Consider the following 16,370-nt stretch of genomic DNA (forward strand, 5'->3'; position numbering starts at 1 on the left):
TCAGGCTCCGGAAGCAATACGGTGAGTTTCAAGGGGTGTATGGTGGCTGAGATTTTCAAACCCATCATGGGTCACAACGTAGCAATCACCGATGTTACAGCCAGCCGAAAGCGGTTCCAGCCACTGGGTATGCAGCACAAACACCATGCCTTCTTCCAGCCGATCGTAGTTGTGCGAGGAAATGTTAAAGCTGTTCTGTCCCCCCGCCATGCCGACCGAGTGGCCGAGGTTGGGGTTATGAGGCCCGTGAGTTGCCGGATATACATGCATCAGCTTGCGGCCTTGTGCCTCCCAGTCGAGATCGCGCACATACTGTTGTGGGATCAGACGCGCGCTGCCGTCAGGCATCGGAGACCAGTTGTAAGGCATACTGCGCGCCTCTGGCGAAATGAGCAGACCTTGCTCAATCATTGATTCAAAGGCGGCGTTGTTGATATCGCACATCAGCGCACCGGGCCTGATCAGACGCTCAGCCCGCTTCACGCCCTCGGTACAGGCTGCCAACACTTTTTCCTGGCGTTCGGTAATCTCACCAACCGCAATCATTCGGGCTGTCTGCGCGGTGTAGCCGCGCCAGGTAACATTGGAGATATATAAATTGATCAAATCACCGGGGCGAACGACGTGTCCGTAAGGCTTGCCGCAATGGGTGCCGAATTCATTAATGCCAATCTGATAGCCGTCACCGGTTTCGCCACCAAACGCCATTTGTGCAGCGGTAAATGCGGCAAAAATCTCATGATCCGTCACGCCTGGTTTAGTAACGTGCCAGGCTGCCTGGGTGCCGATGCCGATCAGCTGAGCCGCCGCACGGAACATTTCGATTTCGCGCGGCGAACGCACTTTCTGTAAGCGGTCGAGGATTGGGTTGTCGCTAATAAATTTGCACCCCGGCAGCATCGATTCCAGCCCGGCCCAGAAGGTCAGGGCAGTCCGGTCACCGATTATCCCGATTTGCGCTTTCTTCATGCCAAAGCCAGTGAGGATTTCGCTGCATTTTTCCGCCGTTTTAAGCACTGAGTCACCGGGCCTGTCGGCGTACTCACGGCCAATCGGCCCAATCTGCCAGATATCGTTAACCAACAGCGGTTCGCCAGCGGGGGGAAGCAGCACGGACTGAGTAAAGAAAGAGAGTAGCGTCAATGGCTTATCGACATCGGTCGGGATAATTAATACTCCTTCGCGCATCCAGTCACAGAGGTAGCGCAGATAGTGGTTGGAAGCATGAAACCAGCCGACGCTGCCGGTATGAACAACCAGCGCATCGTGCCCGGCTTCAACCGCTGAACGGCGAACGCGGCGCAAACGCTCCTCAAACTCTTCCGGCGGCAACGGTAACGGGGCTGAGAAGTCAAAATCGGGCTGAAAATCGGCCAGCAGAGAGCCAATGCGGTAGCCCGCGGCCTGAGGATGAGTATTCATAATAATTCCTTTTTATTCATTTGGTTATTGATTGTTCGGGCGAGGTGCCAATACGCGTCGGGCCACCAGTAGCCCCAGCAGCGTGATGGCGATCAGGATCCCGGAAATAGCCGCAACGCGGACATCCAGTGATTCCTCAATCAGCGCAAACATGCGCAGCGGCAGAACCGTGGTGCTGGCATCTGCCAGAAACAGCGTGACGGTGACGTTATCCAGTGACTGGATAAACACCAGAAATGCCCCGGCAAGAATGCCCGGCATCAGCAGCGGTAAAGTTACCCGTCGTAAAGTCATGAACCAGCTGGCGCCCATGGTAGTGGACGCTTCTGCCAACGAAGGGTTCACTCCCTGAGCCACCACCGAGGCGGCGCGATACATTAAGGGGCCAAACACCACTACGTGGCCCAGCACGGTCAGCCATAAAGAAGGAGCAAAGCCAAAAAAGTTCGCGACAATCAGCGCTGCCAGCCCATAGACCAGGCTCGGCAGCACCAACGGTGCCAGCAACAGTGGCTCAATCGCATTAACGCTTTTACGCTTCATCCGCGTCATGCCGATGGTTGCCGGTACCGCAAACAGCAGCGAGCCCAGTACCGCCAGTCCGGCAATTTTCAGTGAGTTCCATGCAGCAATGTGCTCAGTACCGGATTTGACCGGATCTAACAACGCTTCATACCAGCGAAGGGAGAAGCCTTCTGGTGGGTACTTCAGCGTTTGCCCGGCGGTAAAGGACATCATGATGGCGATGACAATCGGTGCGACCAGATAGATCAGACACAGCGTGCCAAAGCCAAACACGAACAGTTTATAAAGCAGCGGCGGGATCGGATTTTCTCGTTGTTCAGACATGGCCACTCAGCCTCCTGTGACGGGAAATCATGGTCAGTGCAACCAGCAGACAGCCGGTAGACACCAACAGCACCACCGCAATAGCTGAAGCCAGGGGCCAGTCAAACAGCGTGCCGACTTCGCGATAGATCAACTGAGGAACATATACATTGCGCGCGCCGCCAATTACCGCCTGGGTAACGAACGAGCTGCTGGTGCTGGCAAAGACCAGGATCCAGCCCGCCAGCAGGCCAGGAAGCATCAGCGGGAGCAATATAGTCAGCAGAATACGCCACGGCCCGGCCCCGGAAACCAGTGCGGCTTCGGTCAGCGACCAGGGCGTACGGGTCATAATGGCAATCAACGGCAAAACGATCAGGGGCAGATCGATCTGGCACATTGCCAGTACCAGTCCGGTTTCGGTAAACATCAGGCTGGTTGGCATGCCGGTGATCCCCAGCGCCATCAGTGCCTCGCTGATCGGTCCCTGGCGCCCCAGAATAACGATCCACGCAAAGGTTCTGACCACATTGCTGGTCAGCATTGGGATCAGCGTCAGGAAGATGACAATCTGCCGCACGTTTTTGCCGCTGTGCCAGTAAAGCAGCGCAATCGGCATGCCCAACAGCGTGGTGGCGATAACCGTTTCTATCCCCAGCCTGGCAGTGTTGATCAGCACGTGAAAGTTGAACGAATCGCCAAAAAATCGGATGTAGTGCTCCAGCGTCACGCCACTTTTAGCAAAGAAGCTGAACCCCACTAAAACAGCGAGCGGCGTTGCAAAGAACGCCACAAAAAGCAGTAGCATGGGCATAACATAGGGAAAGCCGCTCTGTTTCATAACCTCGCCTCACCCGGCTACAAGCGTGTCGAACTCGCGGATCCAGGCATCGCGATTCTGATTAATCGCCGCCCAGTCAGGATAAACCAGCGTTGGAAGCTGGGCGCGGGTAACATAGGCCGAAATAGCTGGCGTCAGCTCCACGTTTTTGTTGGTAGGGAACATTTCTGCCGGAGGCTGTTTGAACCGATCCTGCGCCGCCTGAGAAATGGCCGCATCCATATAGGCATAGACGGCGTCGGCGTTTTTGGTGCCTTTGACCATGTGAATATTGACTGGTGCGGCTGGAGAACCGGTTGTAGGATGCACAAATTCCGCGTTCATCCCCAGGCTCTTCAGGCGTGCCACGTTGCTGGTACTGCACATAAACACGGCAATTTCCTGCTGCTGAAACAGCGTCATCTGATGGTTGGTGCTGTCGACAATGCTGGCCATTTGTTCAGGATGAGTTTTGAACAACCTGAACACCGCAGCCATATCATTCGGTCCGTTGCCATAAATTTTGGCAATTTCGGTGTAGGCCATTACGGCAGTGTTAGAAGCGAAACCGGTCCAGGAGACCAGCCCTTTATATTTCGGGTTATCAAACAGATCGGCATAGCCAGCCGGACGCGGAACAAGGTCAGGATTATAAGCAATCCCGTTGACTTCTACCGTCACGGTCGGGCCGTACTCGCCCTGGAAACTTTTGTCGAGCAGGTTCCAGTTTTTCAGTCGCAACGGGTCGATCTTCTCAATCAGATTATTTTTTACGGCGATGTCCATTTGGCCTGGCGACATCAACAAGGCATCGTAGGGCGGGTTGCCAGGGCTGGCCATCACTTTTGCCAGCTGATCCTGCGCCATCGCCGGAGCAATCGTCAGCCCAAACCCCTCTTTGCTCATTATCGGCGTCAGCACACTGCGGTAGGCATCCTCCCAGTTGCCAGGGAAAGTGGCCGCAACGGCTGACTGTTGGCTGGTAGCCATCGCCCGAAGAGAAAGAGGCAGCAGGGAGGTTGCTGCCGCGCCCACTAGAAATTGACCGAACCGACGACGACTGATTTCAAAGTCTTTCATGTTGTTCACCTCTGGTTGTAATTTACGGTTGTGGTTCAGCCGGAAAGGCATGACAGCGAGAAGTATCGATTTCAGCAAAAAGCTGTGAGCCGGGAAGGGGGATGGAGGTGCCGGGCCCACGAACCTGTGAGGCACGTAAACCGTTGCCACAGTCCAGGGTGAGCTCGTGAACAAGTACCGGCCCAAGCGGCACCGACACAGTTAACCTTACCGGCTGGCGATTTTCGCCGGGCAGATCGAACAAAATCACCTCTTCAGGTCTGAAGGTAATGACCACCTTCGAGCCGAGGGTAAAATTAAGCCTGCGTGGCAGACGAAGGGTTTTATTATCCGCCAGGCCAATCAGCGTCGTGTCGTTCTCAAAGCGCAGCACCTTACCCGGCAGCTGGTTGGTCTGGCCGATAAAGGTATTCACGAAAAGTGATTTTGGACGGTCGTAAACCGCCATCGGTGTATCAATCTGCTCAATATTGCCTTTGTTCATCAGTACCAGGCGGTTGGCGAGACTTTGAGCTTCCTCCTGATCGTGCGTCACAATCAGGGTGGTAATGCCCAGACTCTTTTGCAGATGCAGCAACTCGACCTGGAGATCGAAGCGCAGCGCACGGTCAAGTGCACCTAAAGGCTCGTCAAGCAGTAACAGCGAAGGCCGACCGGCAATAGCGCGCGCCACTGCAACACGCTGCTGCTGTCCCCCTGAAAGTTCACGGGGAAGACGGTTGCCGTATTCGCCTAAGCGAACCAGCTCCAGCATCTCCCTGACGCGTAACTTACGCTCAGCGCGAGAGATATGTTGACAGGCCAGCGGATAGGCAATGTTCTCGGCCACTGTCAAATGCGGAAACAGCGCATAGTTCTGAAAAACCATCCCAATGCCGCGCGCTCTGGCTGAGACGGTGGCCAGGTTTTGGTTGCCCAGCTCAATTTTCCCGGCTTTAGGCTGGATAAGTCCGGCAATGGCGCGCAGGACGGTCGATTTCCCGCAGCCGCTGGGGCCAAGCAGGGCAACAATTTCGCCTGGCTCAATGGTGAAGGCAATATCGCTAATCGCATTATTGCCGCCGTAGCTATGGGTAAGACCCTGGACGCTTAGCCGCTTACGTTCTGATGTTTTGGGCATAGTTGACATAGTGCTTTCCTGGTGCTGAGACGCTAAACAAAAAATCTGCGGGCAGATGACGAAAAAATTGCAAAGCACATGCCAATAAAACGCTGCGGGTTAAAAAAATGTGTAACTCCTTGAAATAAAAACGCTTTACTTTTTTATAAGTATTCGCAAATACTTTCGTAAGTTTGTGATACTTAGATTTAGAAACATAATGGTTAAAGTTAATTTCTTTTTTGGTGCGAGAGATTCATCAATTTGGTGCAAATATCGACCGATACAGAGAGGGCTGGAGCGGAAAGCTCGTGATGAAGGTAAAGCCTTCATCCGGGATATCTGGCTGAAAGCCTTATGTGACAGGGGTTAAAGCAAATCACTCTTAAAGCATAAGTATTTAAAGATAAAATTATCTACATTAAAATTTATATAAAAATATTTTTTATTAAATTATTTTATAATAAATACAGTATGTTGACAGGGTTTGCTTTACGCCTGGCATACCGCTTGCAAAGCAACATGAACACTCTTTGTAAAAAGGAATCACGTTGTGAGATTAGGCATTGATGGTTTAAAGCTTCCTGAAGCGAAAAAGCGCGGCCCGTTGGCAAGTCTTGACCACGTCACCGAACTGGGTTTGAGCGGGATCTTCTTCAGTACTTTGTTGGAGATGAGTCCCACCCTGGACGTCGGTGAGCTACGGGAGATTCGGGCCAAAGCCGACGGGCTGGGGCTCTATCTGGAAAGCGGGCTGGGCAAAATCAACCCTTATTGCAGCGCCGAATCGCCGGAACTGCGTGATGCTGGTAACGGCGATATTATTGCAGGGCTAACCCGCATGATCGAAGCTGGCGCTGAGATTGGCTGCAAAGAGTTGTGGGTATCTCCAGGAAATTTTAAGGCCGCTTATCCTGGCCGACTGGCAGTCGATCGCTTTCGTACCGATGTAACGTGGGATGAGCAACTGTTGGCGATGGAAAAGGTACTGCTTAAACTGGCCCCGGCAGCAAGGGCTAACGGCGTGCATATGAATATCGAGACGCATGATGAGATAACATCGTTTGAGATTTTGCGGCTGATTGAAGCGGTTGGAGAAGACTGCGTAGGAGTAGTGCTGGATACCGCCAATATGTTGCAGCGCGGTGAACATCCGGTATGGGCTGCTAAACGTCTGGCTCCCTGGGTTCGGCAGACGCATATAAAAGATGCCTACATTGGCCGGGCGCCTGGCGGCCTCGATTTCCAGCCGCGACCTTGTGGCACCGGCATCGTAGATTTTTCTGCCGTGCTCAGCCTGCTGGCCAGATGTAACCCGCAGCTGAATCTCTCGCTGGAGATTGCCCAGTCATCGGCAGATAAACCGCGTAAAGCAAACCCGCGCCAGTGTATTCAGATTGACGATCCTGTCTGGCGGGCAGGGCATCCAGACCTGACCCCTGAGGAGTTGGAAGCCTATTTCGCCATGCTGGATATATATCAACAGCGAGTCGTAGCGGGCGAGGTAGCAGACTGGGAAAGCTTTGAGTCCGCCAACTACGGTTATCCCGGCTACGAGCAGCAAGCCTATGGCTTTAGCCAGGCTGTCGGCTTTATTCAGCAGTCTGCTGCTCATATCCGGGCGCTCTGTGCCGGGCAGGGCATCATTCTAAATTAAGCAGTTGCGCAGGGATTGTATTATGGCGATAGTAAAGCCTGAAGGCCACGATGGGGAGCAGCGATGCTTATCGTAAGATTAGGGAGAAAAGAATGAAGACTACGCGCAGCCGGGGAGCCGCAGCGGTAAACAAAAAAGAAGCCCTCAGCGGAGAGGGCTCTGATGATGTTTCAGAACGTATTCGCGTTACCCTGGCTACGGCCATCGGCGAGGGAGCGCTAAAACCGGGCAGCAAGATCCTTGAAGAAGCCATTGCCGATCACTTTAGCGTAAGCCGTACCGTGGTACGCGGAGCATTAGGCGTGCTGGAAAGCGATCATCTGCTGGAACGAAAGCGTAATCGCGGGACTTTTGTGGCCGAGCCGGGCATTCAGGAAGCCAAAAGCCTGTTCGAAGCACGTCGTAAGCTGGAAAGTATTCTGCTGGAGTTGCTTACCGAACGCGCCACAAAGGACCAGCTTGACGCGCTGGAAAAACTCACGGATGAGGAGGAACACATTCATCAGCATGGCGATGAGAAATCTAAAACCGTGCTGTCCGGAAAATTTCATATCGTGCTGGCGGAAATGGCCGGTAATTCGGTTCTTACCGAAATGTTGTCTAAAATTGTCGCGCGGTTGTCTCTGGTGATGGCCTTGTATGAAGAGAAGCACAGCAATGACTGCGGTGCCGACCATCATCGGATGATTGTAAAAGCGCTAAAAGCTAAAGACCTGCTGAAGGCTCAGCAACTTATGGAGCACCATCTTACTGATATTGAAGGCCGGGTACATTTGACCGAAGGTCAGGGCGATCGCCACTCCTTTATCTCGGTGTTAGAAAATTTCTCCTGAGATTAACCTGCCGACGACGTCGGCAGCTGCTTAACATTCTACTCTGGAAAATCTATGATGGCGGCATATAGCTCAAGCCTCCTCATTTTAATGGCCGTAACGTCATTAGTGGCAGGCAGGGTGTTTTGTCAAACTGACAGGCTGTATTCAGACTGGCCGGACAGGCATCATTTCCGCTAAAAAAAGGCTAACCGGCGCAGTTACAAAGACTTATCAATGGCTTTTGTCACGAAAAAATGCCATAAGGGTTTGGTTTACGCTTTGCTAAAAGAGTGATGTCTGCTGAGGGATCTTCAGCTTTTTATTTTGCGGATAATAATACCTGCTTATGTTCAACTTCGACTGGCACCGTTTCCTTCTTAACAATCTTTCCATTACCTTTCTGGGCGAAGTCGTGGTACGCGTCGTATTCGCCTACGTTATCGTCTTCACCTTTCTTAAAATTTCCGGCAGGCGCGGCATTCGCCAGCTGTCGCTGTTTGAGCTGGTGATTGTGTTGACGCTGGGTTCAGCGGCTGGCGACGTCACCTTTTACAACGATGTGCCGGTCCTGCCGGTGGCAATGGTATTTGTGGTGCTGCTGGCGCTCTATCGCCTGACCACTTTTCTGACCGCGCGCAGTCCTCGCTTTTCAAAGCTGATCGAAGGCGAGGTGATTACGTTAATTCAGGACGGGCTTTATAAGCTCGACAGCCTCGACGGCCTGAATATCTCCGAAAACGAATTTTTTATGGAGCTGCGTCAGGAAGGCGTCGAGCATCTGGGGCAGGTTCGGCTGGCGCTGATTGAGCTGGATGGCGATATCAGCGCTTATTATTACAATGCGGACGAGGTGCGGCCGGGGCTTTCGGTACTGCCACCGGAGCACCGGCCTGACTTTACGCAAATGCCGTCAGACGGGTTATATGCCTGCAACCATTGCGGACTGACGCAGCGGTTACAGGCCCGGCAAAAGCTGGTTTGTCCGCGCTGCACGCGCGAGGTCTGGTCACTGGCGATGATGACTCAGCGCTCGCGCTAGCCGCACAACTTTCGCGTTTCGCGACGCGAGCGGCGAACCCGCTTTCGGGTTCGCCAGATGGTTATTTCTGCAAGTCTCTGCGCTCGTCCAGCGTTTGCTTATATTCGTCCAGAAAGACTTTTTCTGACGGATCCAGCCGGTCCATGCCGCTGGTAAAGCGGTGCCAGTAAGGATAGCGCGGAGCCGGACGCGTTACCTGCTCGATGCGTTTAATCTGCGCTTCGCTCAGCTTCAGTTCCGCTGCGGCCAGGTTATCTTTCAGGTGCGCTTCGCTACGGTTGCCGACAATCAGCGAGGTAATGCCAGGCCGCGTCAACAGCCACGCAAGGCAGACTCGCGCGGTCGAAACGTTATGCTCTTTGCCTATCTCGGTCAGCACGTCGATAACGTTATAGGCGTGTTCCATATCGTGTACGTAGGGTTCCGGCCAGCCGTTGCCCTGGCGCGAAGTCGGCGGCGTTTTGGTATTGCGCTGCACGGTGCCGGTCAGTAAACCTTCGCCCATCGGCCCCCAGATAAAAGTGCCAATATCCTGATCGAGCGCCATCGGCAGCAGTTCAAACTCCGCCTCGCGCGATTCCGGCGTGTAGTAAATCTGCTGGCTTACCGGCTTAAGGATATGGTTTGCCTGGGCATAGCCCAGCGTTTTCATCATCTGCCAGGCGGTATAGTTAGAGGTGCCGAAGTAGCGAATCTTGCCGCTGGTCACCAGGTCTTCCAGCGCGCGCAGCGTCTCTTCCACCGGCGTGACGCCATCCCAGTTATGGATCTGGTAGAGATCGATATGATCGGTCTTTAAACGTCTGAGGCTGTTTTCGCAGGACTTAATCAGGTGAAAACGCGTTGCGCCGCTGTCGTTGGGATCGGCGCTCATCGGGCTGCGGGCTTTGGTGGCCAGAATAAATCGATCGCGGTAGTCGGCCAGCGCTTCGCCCAGCGTCTCTTCCGCGCCACCCTGCGAGTAAAGGTCGGCGGTATCCACCGTATTGACGCCTTGTTCCAGCGCGATTTCCAGGAAGCGACGCGCCTGTTTAGCATCTACATTACCGGTTTTTTCAAAACCGGCCTTGCCGTTAAAGGTTAACGTACCGAGCGTCAGCTCAGAAATCATCAGGCCCGAATGGCCCAGCTTTCTGTACTTCATTGCTTTCTCCTCATTGTTAAAACCTGAGGGCAAGCATAGACCACGATCGGCCGCTCTCCGCCATTCAGAAACATTTCGTACAAATTGTTATGTGATTCAATAAGTTTTCAAAATATTTCCGCGCGCGGGTAACAGAATAAAATGGTCCTGGCGAGCAGAAAGATAGCGGCCTGCGGCTAGCGACTCCCTGAATATGCACTACGCTTGATGTGGGTTTTCTAAACCTGAATGTTGCTTTTAGCCTGCGTAAAGTACGTTGCCGCAACAGTTCAGGTTAGAGAATACCGGACAACCTGCCACAGAGCAGAACCGTAAGCCTGTTTATACTGGAGTGAGCTATGTTCAAACACGTAAAACAACTGCAATACACTGTTCGCGTAGCCGAGCCGAATCCAGGCCTGGCCAATCTTCTGCTGGAACAGTTTGGCGGACCACAGGGCGAGCTGGCCGCCGCCTGCCGCTACTTTACCCAGGGTCTGGCCGACGAGGATGCTGGACGTCGCGATATGCTGATGGATATCGCCACCGAGGAGCTGAGCCATCTGGAGATCATCGGCTCGCTGGTGGGCATGCTGAATAAAGGCGCCAAAGGCAAGCTGGCGGAAGGCACGGAAGAAGAGGGCGAGCTGTACCGCTCTATCACCGGTAACGGCAACGACAGCCATCTGACGTCGATTCTGTACGGCGGTGGCCCGGCGCTGACTAACTCCGGCGGCGTGCCGTGGACGGCAGCCTATATTGATACCATCGGTGAACCTACCGCCGACCTGCGCTCCAATATTGCTGCTGAAGCACGCGCAAAAATCCTGTACGAGCGCCTGATTAACGTCACGGACGATCCGGGCGTAAAAGATGCGCTGGGCTTCCTGATGACGCGTGAAGTCGCGCACCAGATCTCCTTTGAAAAAGCGCTTTACTCTATCCGTAATAACTTCCCTGCGGGCAAACTGCCGCCGGTTGAGCAGTACGCTAACGTTTACTACAACATGTCCGAAGGCGGCGATCTGCGCGGCAGCTGGAACTCGGACGAAAACTTCACCTATGTAGCCAACCCGCAGCCTGCGGTAGATGGTGGCGACGGGATGGCGAGTCTGGGCCTGCCGGTCGATCAGAAAGCCGATCTGGATAACCTGGCAACGCGTACCGCTTCCGATCCTTCCGTCAACCCGGTAACCGGCACCGACCTTGGTTCAGTAGCGCCGATTGAAAACGAAGCAACAGGCAAATCCGCCGTTAACATTCCTAAAAAATAATCCCCCGGCAGGCGAAACGTCCGTTTTGCCTGCTATTCTCAAAGTTGTACAACTTTTCTTAATTTGTTACCGCCAGCGGCATTTTTGCGCTAATGCGCTAACATCATTAAGGAATAATTGAACACTTTTGAATGAAGTGTGACCATCTACGCCATAAACTGTCGCAAAACAGCATTTTTTGCAAAAAAAACGCCTCGCAGAAATTTAAGATACTGTACATTACTTTGAAAGCTGTACAGGGTCGATTACGTCACCCCTTAGGGCACTTTTTCACCTGCTTAAGAGGATCCATTATGCGTCAGGACAGTTTTAACTCACAAACAGCGGAGATGAGCCTGTATTTTAGCGCTGATGCTGTGCCTTCTCATCAGGAAACGCTGGGCCAGGTAGTGATGGAGATTCTGAAATGTGGCATGACGGTAAACCGCCAGTCCATCTGTGCAAAGCTGTTAAGCCGTCTGGCAGACAGTCAGCAGGCCGATCTTGAAAAGCATCATCACGAACTTATCGCTATGCTGTTTGGTCGTGAAATCTGAGTATTTAGTCACCTTTTGTTATGCCCGCTGTTCGTCCGGCCTGTCTTTTCTTTCCGCGTCGGTTAAGGCATTCTTGCCCTGGCCGATGCGGAAAAACGATCCACACGGCATGTAACATCAAGCCAGAGAAGCCTCTATGGACAATCACCATTCCGAGAAACTAAGAGAAATCATGCTGGGAGAGGCGACCCTCGCCATTCTTGAACAGCAGCGTCCCCTTAATCCCGCTTCCCTTATTCAGGAACTCCGCCTGCTGGCGGCAAAAGATCCTGATGAAGCGCGTCGTAAAGCCTGCCTTGCCGCTATCCGGGAAATTCGTACCGCGCAGATGGCTGAAGGCGACAGAATGACGCGCCGCGCCGACGACGATAACGTCTTCCATTAGTTTTTTTCTTTTTGCGTTATCCGCGTTTGTAACTCCTTCATGCAAATATAAAAGAGGCATCTCCGGCCTCGTTAAGGTTGTTATTCCTCTCCCAAAAGCTGAAAAGTGGCTTACCCTTTTAGGCAGGACGGCCCGTTTCAGCCAGAATGTAAATAATCCGTAAAAAGAAAAATTACTGACCGCAATAGCTGAAGGTTTTTTCACCGGCGCCGATACTTGTGCTGAATGGAGGAAAAGGCAGGAGGTCAGGAGAGGCGGAATGATAATAAGAATTCAGACCAACGAATTACGTATTGGCATGTATGTGCACAAGCTGGAAGTGTTCTGGCTGAAGCATCCCCTTGTGCGCAACCATATGTTGCTGGCTACACAGCAGCAGATAGAGGTTATCGCGGAAAGCGGCATCAAAGAAGTCTGGATCGATCTGACGAAAGGCCGCGGGCCGGACCAGCAGGACGCGATTTACGAGCAGCAAATTTTACCGCAGGTGTCGGGCATCCATGAAGAAATCGCCCAGGCACAGGCTATTTGCCTGCACGCAAAGGGCCAGGTGATGAGCATGTTCAGCGATGCCAGGCTGGGCCGCACCATTGATACCGGCAGTACGCTGCCGCTGGTGGATGAGATAGGCGATTCGCTCAACCGGCATCCCGCCGCGCTGCTAAGCGTGGTCAGGCTGAAAACGCACGATGACTATACCTATCTTCACTCCGTGGCGGTCTGCGCGCTGATGGTCTCGCTCGCCCGTCAGCTTAATCTTGATGATGAACAGACGCGTCTGGCCGGTACGGCCGGGCTGCTGCACGACGTGGGCAAAGCCGGGATTTCGCTGGAGATCCTCAACAAACCCGGCAAGCTTACGAACGAAGAGTTCGACATTATGAAACAGCATCCGGTGATGGGTGAAGACCTGCTGCGTCGCAGCGGTGGCGAAGATGCCGTGCTGGACGTTGCGCTGCATCACCATGAGAAAATCAACGGCAGCGGCTATCCACACGGCCTGAAAGGGCAGGAGATTTCGCAGCTGGCGCGCATGGCAGCCATTTGCGACGTTTATGACGCCGTAACCTCAAACCGGCCCTATAAAGCGGGCTGGAACCCGGCCAGCGCCATGCACCAGATGGCAAGCTGGGAAGGGCATTTCGATCGCAAAATCTTTTATGCTTTTGTGAAAGCTGTGGGCATCTATCCGCTGGGTTCAATTGTCCGTCTCGCTTCCAAGCGCGTCGCGGTAGTGGTTGAGCCGGGTGCCAGCTCGTTGCTGCTACCCAAGGTATGCGTCTTCTATTCGCTTTCGGCTAACCAGATGCTGCGCCCGGAAGTGATCGACCTGGCTGACCGCTACTGCTGGGACAGTATTATCGGACCGGAAGAAGCGGACACCTGGAGCCACTACAACCTGACCGCGCTGTGGATGTCGCCCGTTATCTGACGCCTGGCGGATCTCTCCGCCTTTAACATTTCAACTCTATATTTCCTGTTTTTTCCAAAATTTTCACAATTTCGTATTACTCCTGGCGCTTTTTACCCACTTATTTGCCACGCTACAGGCGCAATGAACGGCTCCGCGCCGCCATGACGTCTGGCAGAGCCGTTATCAGCGTCTATACTGAATGCTGACAATTGTTACGTATGTGGCAATGAGGTGAGATTGACTGCACGTGGCGTGCAGAAAAAATGCAGAAGGAATCAGCAGCGACAACCCTCTCTAACGCATCCTCTTTCTCACTCCGGCCTGGTGCCGCATCCGCTAAAAATTTTTTTCCTCGTGCGTTGTGGGCATTGCAGACAGGTCGTCTGCTCCCGCCAGCGTCAGTCAGCCAGAGGCCGATTGACGTATCGCCGTGGCACACATAATCAGGAGGAAGAGTTGTGAACACGCTGGAATCACTACCGCCACTGTCACCAGATGGCCGTTACGCTTTTTTCTTTGATGTAGACGGGACGCTGGCTGCCATTCAGTCACGCCCGGAAGAAGTTTTTATTCCCGACAGCGTTAAAGCTTCGCTTTCGCGACTGGCTAAACAGAGCGATGGCGCACTGGCGCTGGTTTCTGGCCGTCCGGTCAGCGAACTGGACGCGCTGGTCGCGCCGCTGCGTTTTCCTCTTGCTGGCGTACATGGTGCAGAACGCCGTGACGCCAGCGGCCATATCGAACGCCTCTCCCTGCCGGACGACGTTGCCGCTTCGCTCTCTTCTTTATTAAGCGATGCCGTAGCGAAAATGCCGGACACGCAGCTGGAAACCAAAGGTATGGCTTTTGCGCTGCACTATCGCCGCGCGCCGCACTATCAGCAGGATATCCTGGCGCTGGCGGAAGAGATGACCCAACGTTTCCCGCAGCTCACGCTACAGCCGGGCAAATGCGTGGTGGAACTGAAACCGCAAGGCGTCAATAAAGGGGCAGCTATCTCTGCTTTTATGCAGCAGGCCCCGTTCGCTGGCAGAACGCCGGTATTTTTAGGTGACGATTTGACCGACGAAGCAGGTTTTGACGCGGTCAATGCCCTGGACGGCATAACAATCAAGATCGGTGAAGGCAGCACGTCAGCAGGCTATCGTCTGCCGGATGTCGCCAGCGTTTATCACTGGCTTGAAAAAACATTATTAGAAGAGACGATAAGTCATTAAGGAGTCAAGGTTATGAGTCGCTTAGTAGTCGTATCTAACCGCATCGCTGTACCAGACGGTTCCAAAGCCAGCGCAGGCGGCCTGACCGTCGGCATCGTAGACGCGCTAAAAACGACCGGAGGCATGTGGTTTGGCTGGAATGGCGAGATCAATGACACCGAAAAAGACGAGCTGGATCTGTTTGAGAAAGACAATATCACCTACGCCTCTTTCGGTATGAACCAGAACGATTATGACCTCTACTATCTGCAGTTCTCTAATGCAGTAGTCTGGCCAGCCTTCCATTACCGCCTCGATTTAGTGAATTTCCAGCGTGATGCCTGGGAAGGTTACTGCAACGTGAATACCAAGCTGGCGGAACGCCTGCTGCCGTTAATCGAGCCCGACGATATTTTGTGGATCCACGATTACCACCTGCTGCCGTTTGCCGCCGCGCTGCGCAAGCTGGGCGTAAAAAATCGTATCGGTTTCTTCCTGCATATCCCTTTCCCGACGCCGGAAATCTTCAACGCACTGCCGCCGCATAACGAACTGCTGGAAATGATGTGCGATTACGATCTGCTCGGCTTCCAGACGGAAAGTGACCGTACGGCTTTCCTGGAGTGCTTATCGCTGTTGACCCAGGTACAAAGCAGCGGCAAAACCCATGTCGCCTTTGGCAACCAGTTTGCCACCGAGGTTTATCCGATCGGTATCGAGCCAGACAGCATCAAAGAGATGGCCGAAGGGCCACTGCCGCCGAAAATGGCCGCGATGAAGCGCGATCTGGGCGATGCGAAGAACATTATCGCCTGTGAGCGTCTGGACTATTCAAAAGGCCTGCCGGAGCGTTTCCTTGCTTATGAAGCGCTGCTGGAGAACTATCCGCAGCATCACGGTAAAATCCGCTATTCGCAGATTGCGCCAACCTCAAGGGGTGACGTGCAGGCTTATCAGGATATCCGTCACCAGCTGGAGACGGAGGCAGGGCGCATTAACGGCAAATACGGCACGCTGGGCTGGACGCCGCTCTATTACCTGAACCAGCACTTCGACCGCCGCCTGCTGATGAAAATCTTCCGCCTGACCGATATCGGTCTGGTGACGCCGCTGCGTGACGGGATGAACCTGGTCGCGAAAGAGTACGTTGCCGCACAGAATCCGGAAGATCCGGGCGTGCTGGTGCTGTCGCGCTTTGCAGGCGCTGCCAACGAGCTGACCTCCGCGCTGATTGTTAACCCTTATGACCGGGACGAAGTGGCCGCCGCGCTTAACCAGGCGCTGACCATGCCGCTGAACGAGCGTATTTCGCGCTATAACGACATGATGGCGGTGCTACGCAAAAACGATATCACCCACTGGCGTCAGTCTTATCTGAAAGATTTAAAGGCATTGCCGGTACGCAATGAGGCACAGGGAGGGGCGAATAAAGTCGCCACCTTTCCCCGCCTAGCATAAGTCATGCCATTAAATTCAGGGGCGATCGCAGATCGCCCCTTTTTTTGCCCGTTGAAGAAAAACCTGTGCACAAATTACCCACAAAAGGGCCAAAAAAAAGGAAAAACAGAAAAATTAAGACTTTTGTCTAAAGAAATCAGCGATGATGCCGATACTAAGGTAGCAAGGTTAAAATTTCTGCTCAAACATTCACATTCCTTATGTAATCATTAGTTACATCTCCT

General features: G+C 53.4%; 15 protein-coding genes. 9 read left to right on the forward strand and 6 right to left on the reverse strand.

The annotated features are described in order from the left end of the window. The 5 genes from ACMGGR_RS07795 to ACMGGR_RS07815 are packed head-to-tail and all read right to left on the reverse strand — an operon-like array spanning position 1 to position 5,279. Complete coding sequence (locus tag ACMGGR_RS07795) at positions 1–1,422, reverse strand: M24 family metallopeptidase (RefSeq protein ID WP_414148584.1); 1,422 nt, start codon at positions 1,420–1,422, stop codon at positions 1–3. A gap of 24 nt (positions 1,423–1,446) precedes the next feature. After that, entirely contained in the window at positions 1,447–2,271 is an 825-nt protein-coding gene (locus tag ACMGGR_RS07800) for an ABC transporter permease (RefSeq protein ID WP_414148585.1), read from the reverse strand. After that, the gene (locus ACMGGR_RS07805; protein ID WP_246757604.1) at positions 2,264–3,091 is read right to left on the reverse strand and encodes an ABC transporter permease; all 828 of its coding nucleotides are present in this window, start codon (positions 3,089–3,091) and stop codon (positions 2,264–2,266) included. The genes ACMGGR_RS07800 and ACMGGR_RS07805 overlap by 8 nt, the downstream gene beginning before the upstream one ends. 9 nt (positions 3,092–3,100) lie before the next feature. Beyond that, positions 3,101–4,150 (reverse strand): ABC transporter substrate-binding protein, encoded by a 1,050-nt coding sequence (locus tag ACMGGR_RS07810; RefSeq protein ID WP_414148586.1) that lies wholly within the window; start codon positions 4,148–4,150, stop codon positions 3,101–3,103. A gap of 22 nt (positions 4,151–4,172) precedes the next feature. Beyond that, positions 4,173–5,279, reverse strand: coding sequence for an ABC transporter ATP-binding protein (locus ACMGGR_RS07815; RefSeq protein WP_246757602.1), 1,107 nt, complete (start codon positions 5,277–5,279; stop codon positions 4,173–4,175). Between the two features lie 523 nt (positions 5,280–5,802). Between ACMGGR_RS07815 and ACMGGR_RS07820 the strand changes: the two genes are divergently transcribed. The 3 genes from ACMGGR_RS07820 (at position 5,803) to ACMGGR_RS07830 (ending at position 8,760) form a co-directional block, all read left to right on the forward strand. Further along, on the forward strand, positions 5,803–6,906 hold the full coding sequence (locus tag ACMGGR_RS07820; RefSeq protein ID WP_414148587.1) for a sugar phosphate isomerase/epimerase family protein: 1,104 nt from the start codon (positions 5,803–5,805) through the stop codon (positions 6,904–6,906). A gap of 92 nt (positions 6,907–6,998) precedes the next feature. After that, positions 6,999–7,739 carry a GntR family transcriptional regulator gene (locus ACMGGR_RS07825; RefSeq protein WP_246757600.1) on the forward strand — a complete coding sequence of 247 codons (741 nt, stop codon included), beginning with the start codon at positions 6,999–7,001 and terminating at the stop codon, positions 7,737–7,739. A 328-nt stretch (positions 7,740–8,067) separates the two neighbouring features. Then, positions 8,068–8,760: a DUF421 domain-containing protein gene (locus tag ACMGGR_RS07830; RefSeq protein WP_246757599.1), complete on the forward strand. Its 693-nt coding sequence runs from the start codon at positions 8,068–8,070 to the stop codon at positions 8,758–8,760. A gap of 61 nt (positions 8,761–8,821) precedes the next feature. Here the strand turns inward: ACMGGR_RS07830 and ACMGGR_RS07835 are convergent, their stop codons facing one another. Then, entirely contained in the window at positions 8,822–9,904 is a 1,083-nt protein-coding gene (locus ACMGGR_RS07835) for an aldo/keto reductase (protein WP_414148588.1), read from the reverse strand. A gap of 338 nt (positions 9,905–10,242) precedes the next feature. On the opposite strand from ACMGGR_RS07835, the gene ACMGGR_RS07840 reads away from it, so the two are divergent. From ACMGGR_RS07840 to otsA, 6 genes are all read left to right on the forward strand, one after another. Further along, positions 10,243–11,157: a manganese catalase family protein gene (locus ACMGGR_RS07840; protein ID WP_246757597.1), complete on the forward strand. Its 915-nt coding sequence runs from the start codon at positions 10,243–10,245 to the stop codon at positions 11,155–11,157. A gap of 293 nt (positions 11,158–11,450) precedes the next feature. Then, the gene (gene ycgZ, locus ACMGGR_RS07845) at positions 11,451–11,693 is read left to right on the forward strand and encodes a regulatory protein YcgZ (protein WP_246757596.1); all 243 of its coding nucleotides are present in this window, start codon (positions 11,451–11,453) and stop codon (positions 11,691–11,693) included. Positions 11,694–11,829: 136 nt separating this feature from the next. Then, positions 11,830–12,078, forward strand: coding sequence for a hypothetical protein (locus tag ACMGGR_RS07850; RefSeq protein WP_246757595.1), 249 nt, complete (start codon positions 11,830–11,832; stop codon positions 12,076–12,078). Positions 12,079–12,337: 259 nt separating this feature from the next. After that, the gene (locus tag ACMGGR_RS07855) at positions 12,338–13,510 is read left to right on the forward strand and encodes an HD-GYP domain-containing protein (protein WP_414148589.1); all 1,173 of its coding nucleotides are present in this window, start codon (positions 12,338–12,340) and stop codon (positions 13,508–13,510) included. A gap of 440 nt (positions 13,511–13,950) precedes the next feature. Next, the gene (gene otsB, locus ACMGGR_RS07860) at positions 13,951–14,709 is read left to right on the forward strand and encodes a trehalose-phosphatase (protein ID WP_246757593.1); all 759 of its coding nucleotides are present in this window, start codon (positions 13,951–13,953) and stop codon (positions 14,707–14,709) included. Between the two features lie 12 nt (positions 14,710–14,721). Continuing rightward, positions 14,722–16,146: an alpha,alpha-trehalose-phosphate synthase gene (gene otsA / locus ACMGGR_RS07865; protein WP_246757592.1), complete on the forward strand. Its 1,425-nt coding sequence runs from the start codon at positions 14,722–14,724 to the stop codon at positions 16,144–16,146. Positions 16,147–16,370: the final 224 nt, after the last annotated feature.

The sequence above is a fragment of the Erwinia sp. BNK-24-b genome (genome assembly GCF_047456155.1).
Taxonomy (GTDB): Bacteria; Pseudomonadota; Gammaproteobacteria; order Enterobacterales; family Enterobacteriaceae; genus Erwinia; species Erwinia phyllosphaerae.

Bases quoted from the DNA above. Each gene is read 5' to 3' on its own strand.
- ACMGGR_RS07840 (WP_246757597.1), top strand. From the start codon at position 10,243: ATGTTCAAACACGTAAAACAACTGCAATACACTGTTCGCGTAGCCGAG.
- otsA (WP_246757592.1), top strand. From the start codon at position 14,722: ATGAGTCGCTTAGTAGTCGTATCTAACCGCATCGCTGTACCAGACGGT.
- ycgZ (WP_246757596.1), top strand. From the start codon at position 11,451: ATGCGTCAGGACAGTTTTAACTCACAAACAGCGGAGATGAGCCTGTAT.
- ACMGGR_RS07830 (WP_246757599.1), top strand. From the start codon at position 8,068: ATGTTCAACTTCGACTGGCACCGTTTCCTTCTTAACAATCTTTCCATT.
- ACMGGR_RS07850 (WP_246757595.1), top strand. From the start codon at position 11,830: ATGGACAATCACCATTCCGAGAAACTAAGAGAAATCATGCTGGGAGAG.
- ACMGGR_RS07835 (WP_414148588.1), bottom strand. From the start codon at position 9,904: ATGAAGTACAGAAAGCTGGGCCATTCGGGCCTGATGATTTCTGAGCTG.
- ACMGGR_RS07805 (WP_246757604.1), bottom strand. From the start codon at position 3,091: ATGAAACAGAGCGGCTTTCCCTATGTTATGCCCATGCTACTGCTTTTT.
- ACMGGR_RS07855 (WP_414148589.1), top strand. From the start codon at position 12,338: ATGATAATAAGAATTCAGACCAACGAATTACGTATTGGCATGTATGTG.
- ACMGGR_RS07795 (WP_414148584.1), bottom strand. From the start codon at position 1,422: ATGAATACTCATCCTCAGGCCGCGGGCTACCGCATTGGCTCTCTGCTG.
- ACMGGR_RS07800 (WP_414148585.1), bottom strand. From the start codon at position 2,271: ATGTCTGAACAACGAGAAAATCCGATCCCGCCGCTGCTTTATAAACTG.
- ACMGGR_RS07825 (WP_246757600.1), top strand. From the start codon at position 6,999: ATGAAGACTACGCGCAGCCGGGGAGCCGCAGCGGTAAACAAAAAAGAA.
- ACMGGR_RS07815 (WP_246757602.1), bottom strand. From the start codon at position 5,279: ATGTCAACTATGCCCAAAACATCAGAACGTAAGCGGCTAAGCGTCCAG.
- ACMGGR_RS07810 (WP_414148586.1), bottom strand. From the start codon at position 4,150: ATGAAAGACTTTGAAATCAGTCGTCGTCGGTTCGGTCAATTTCTAGTG.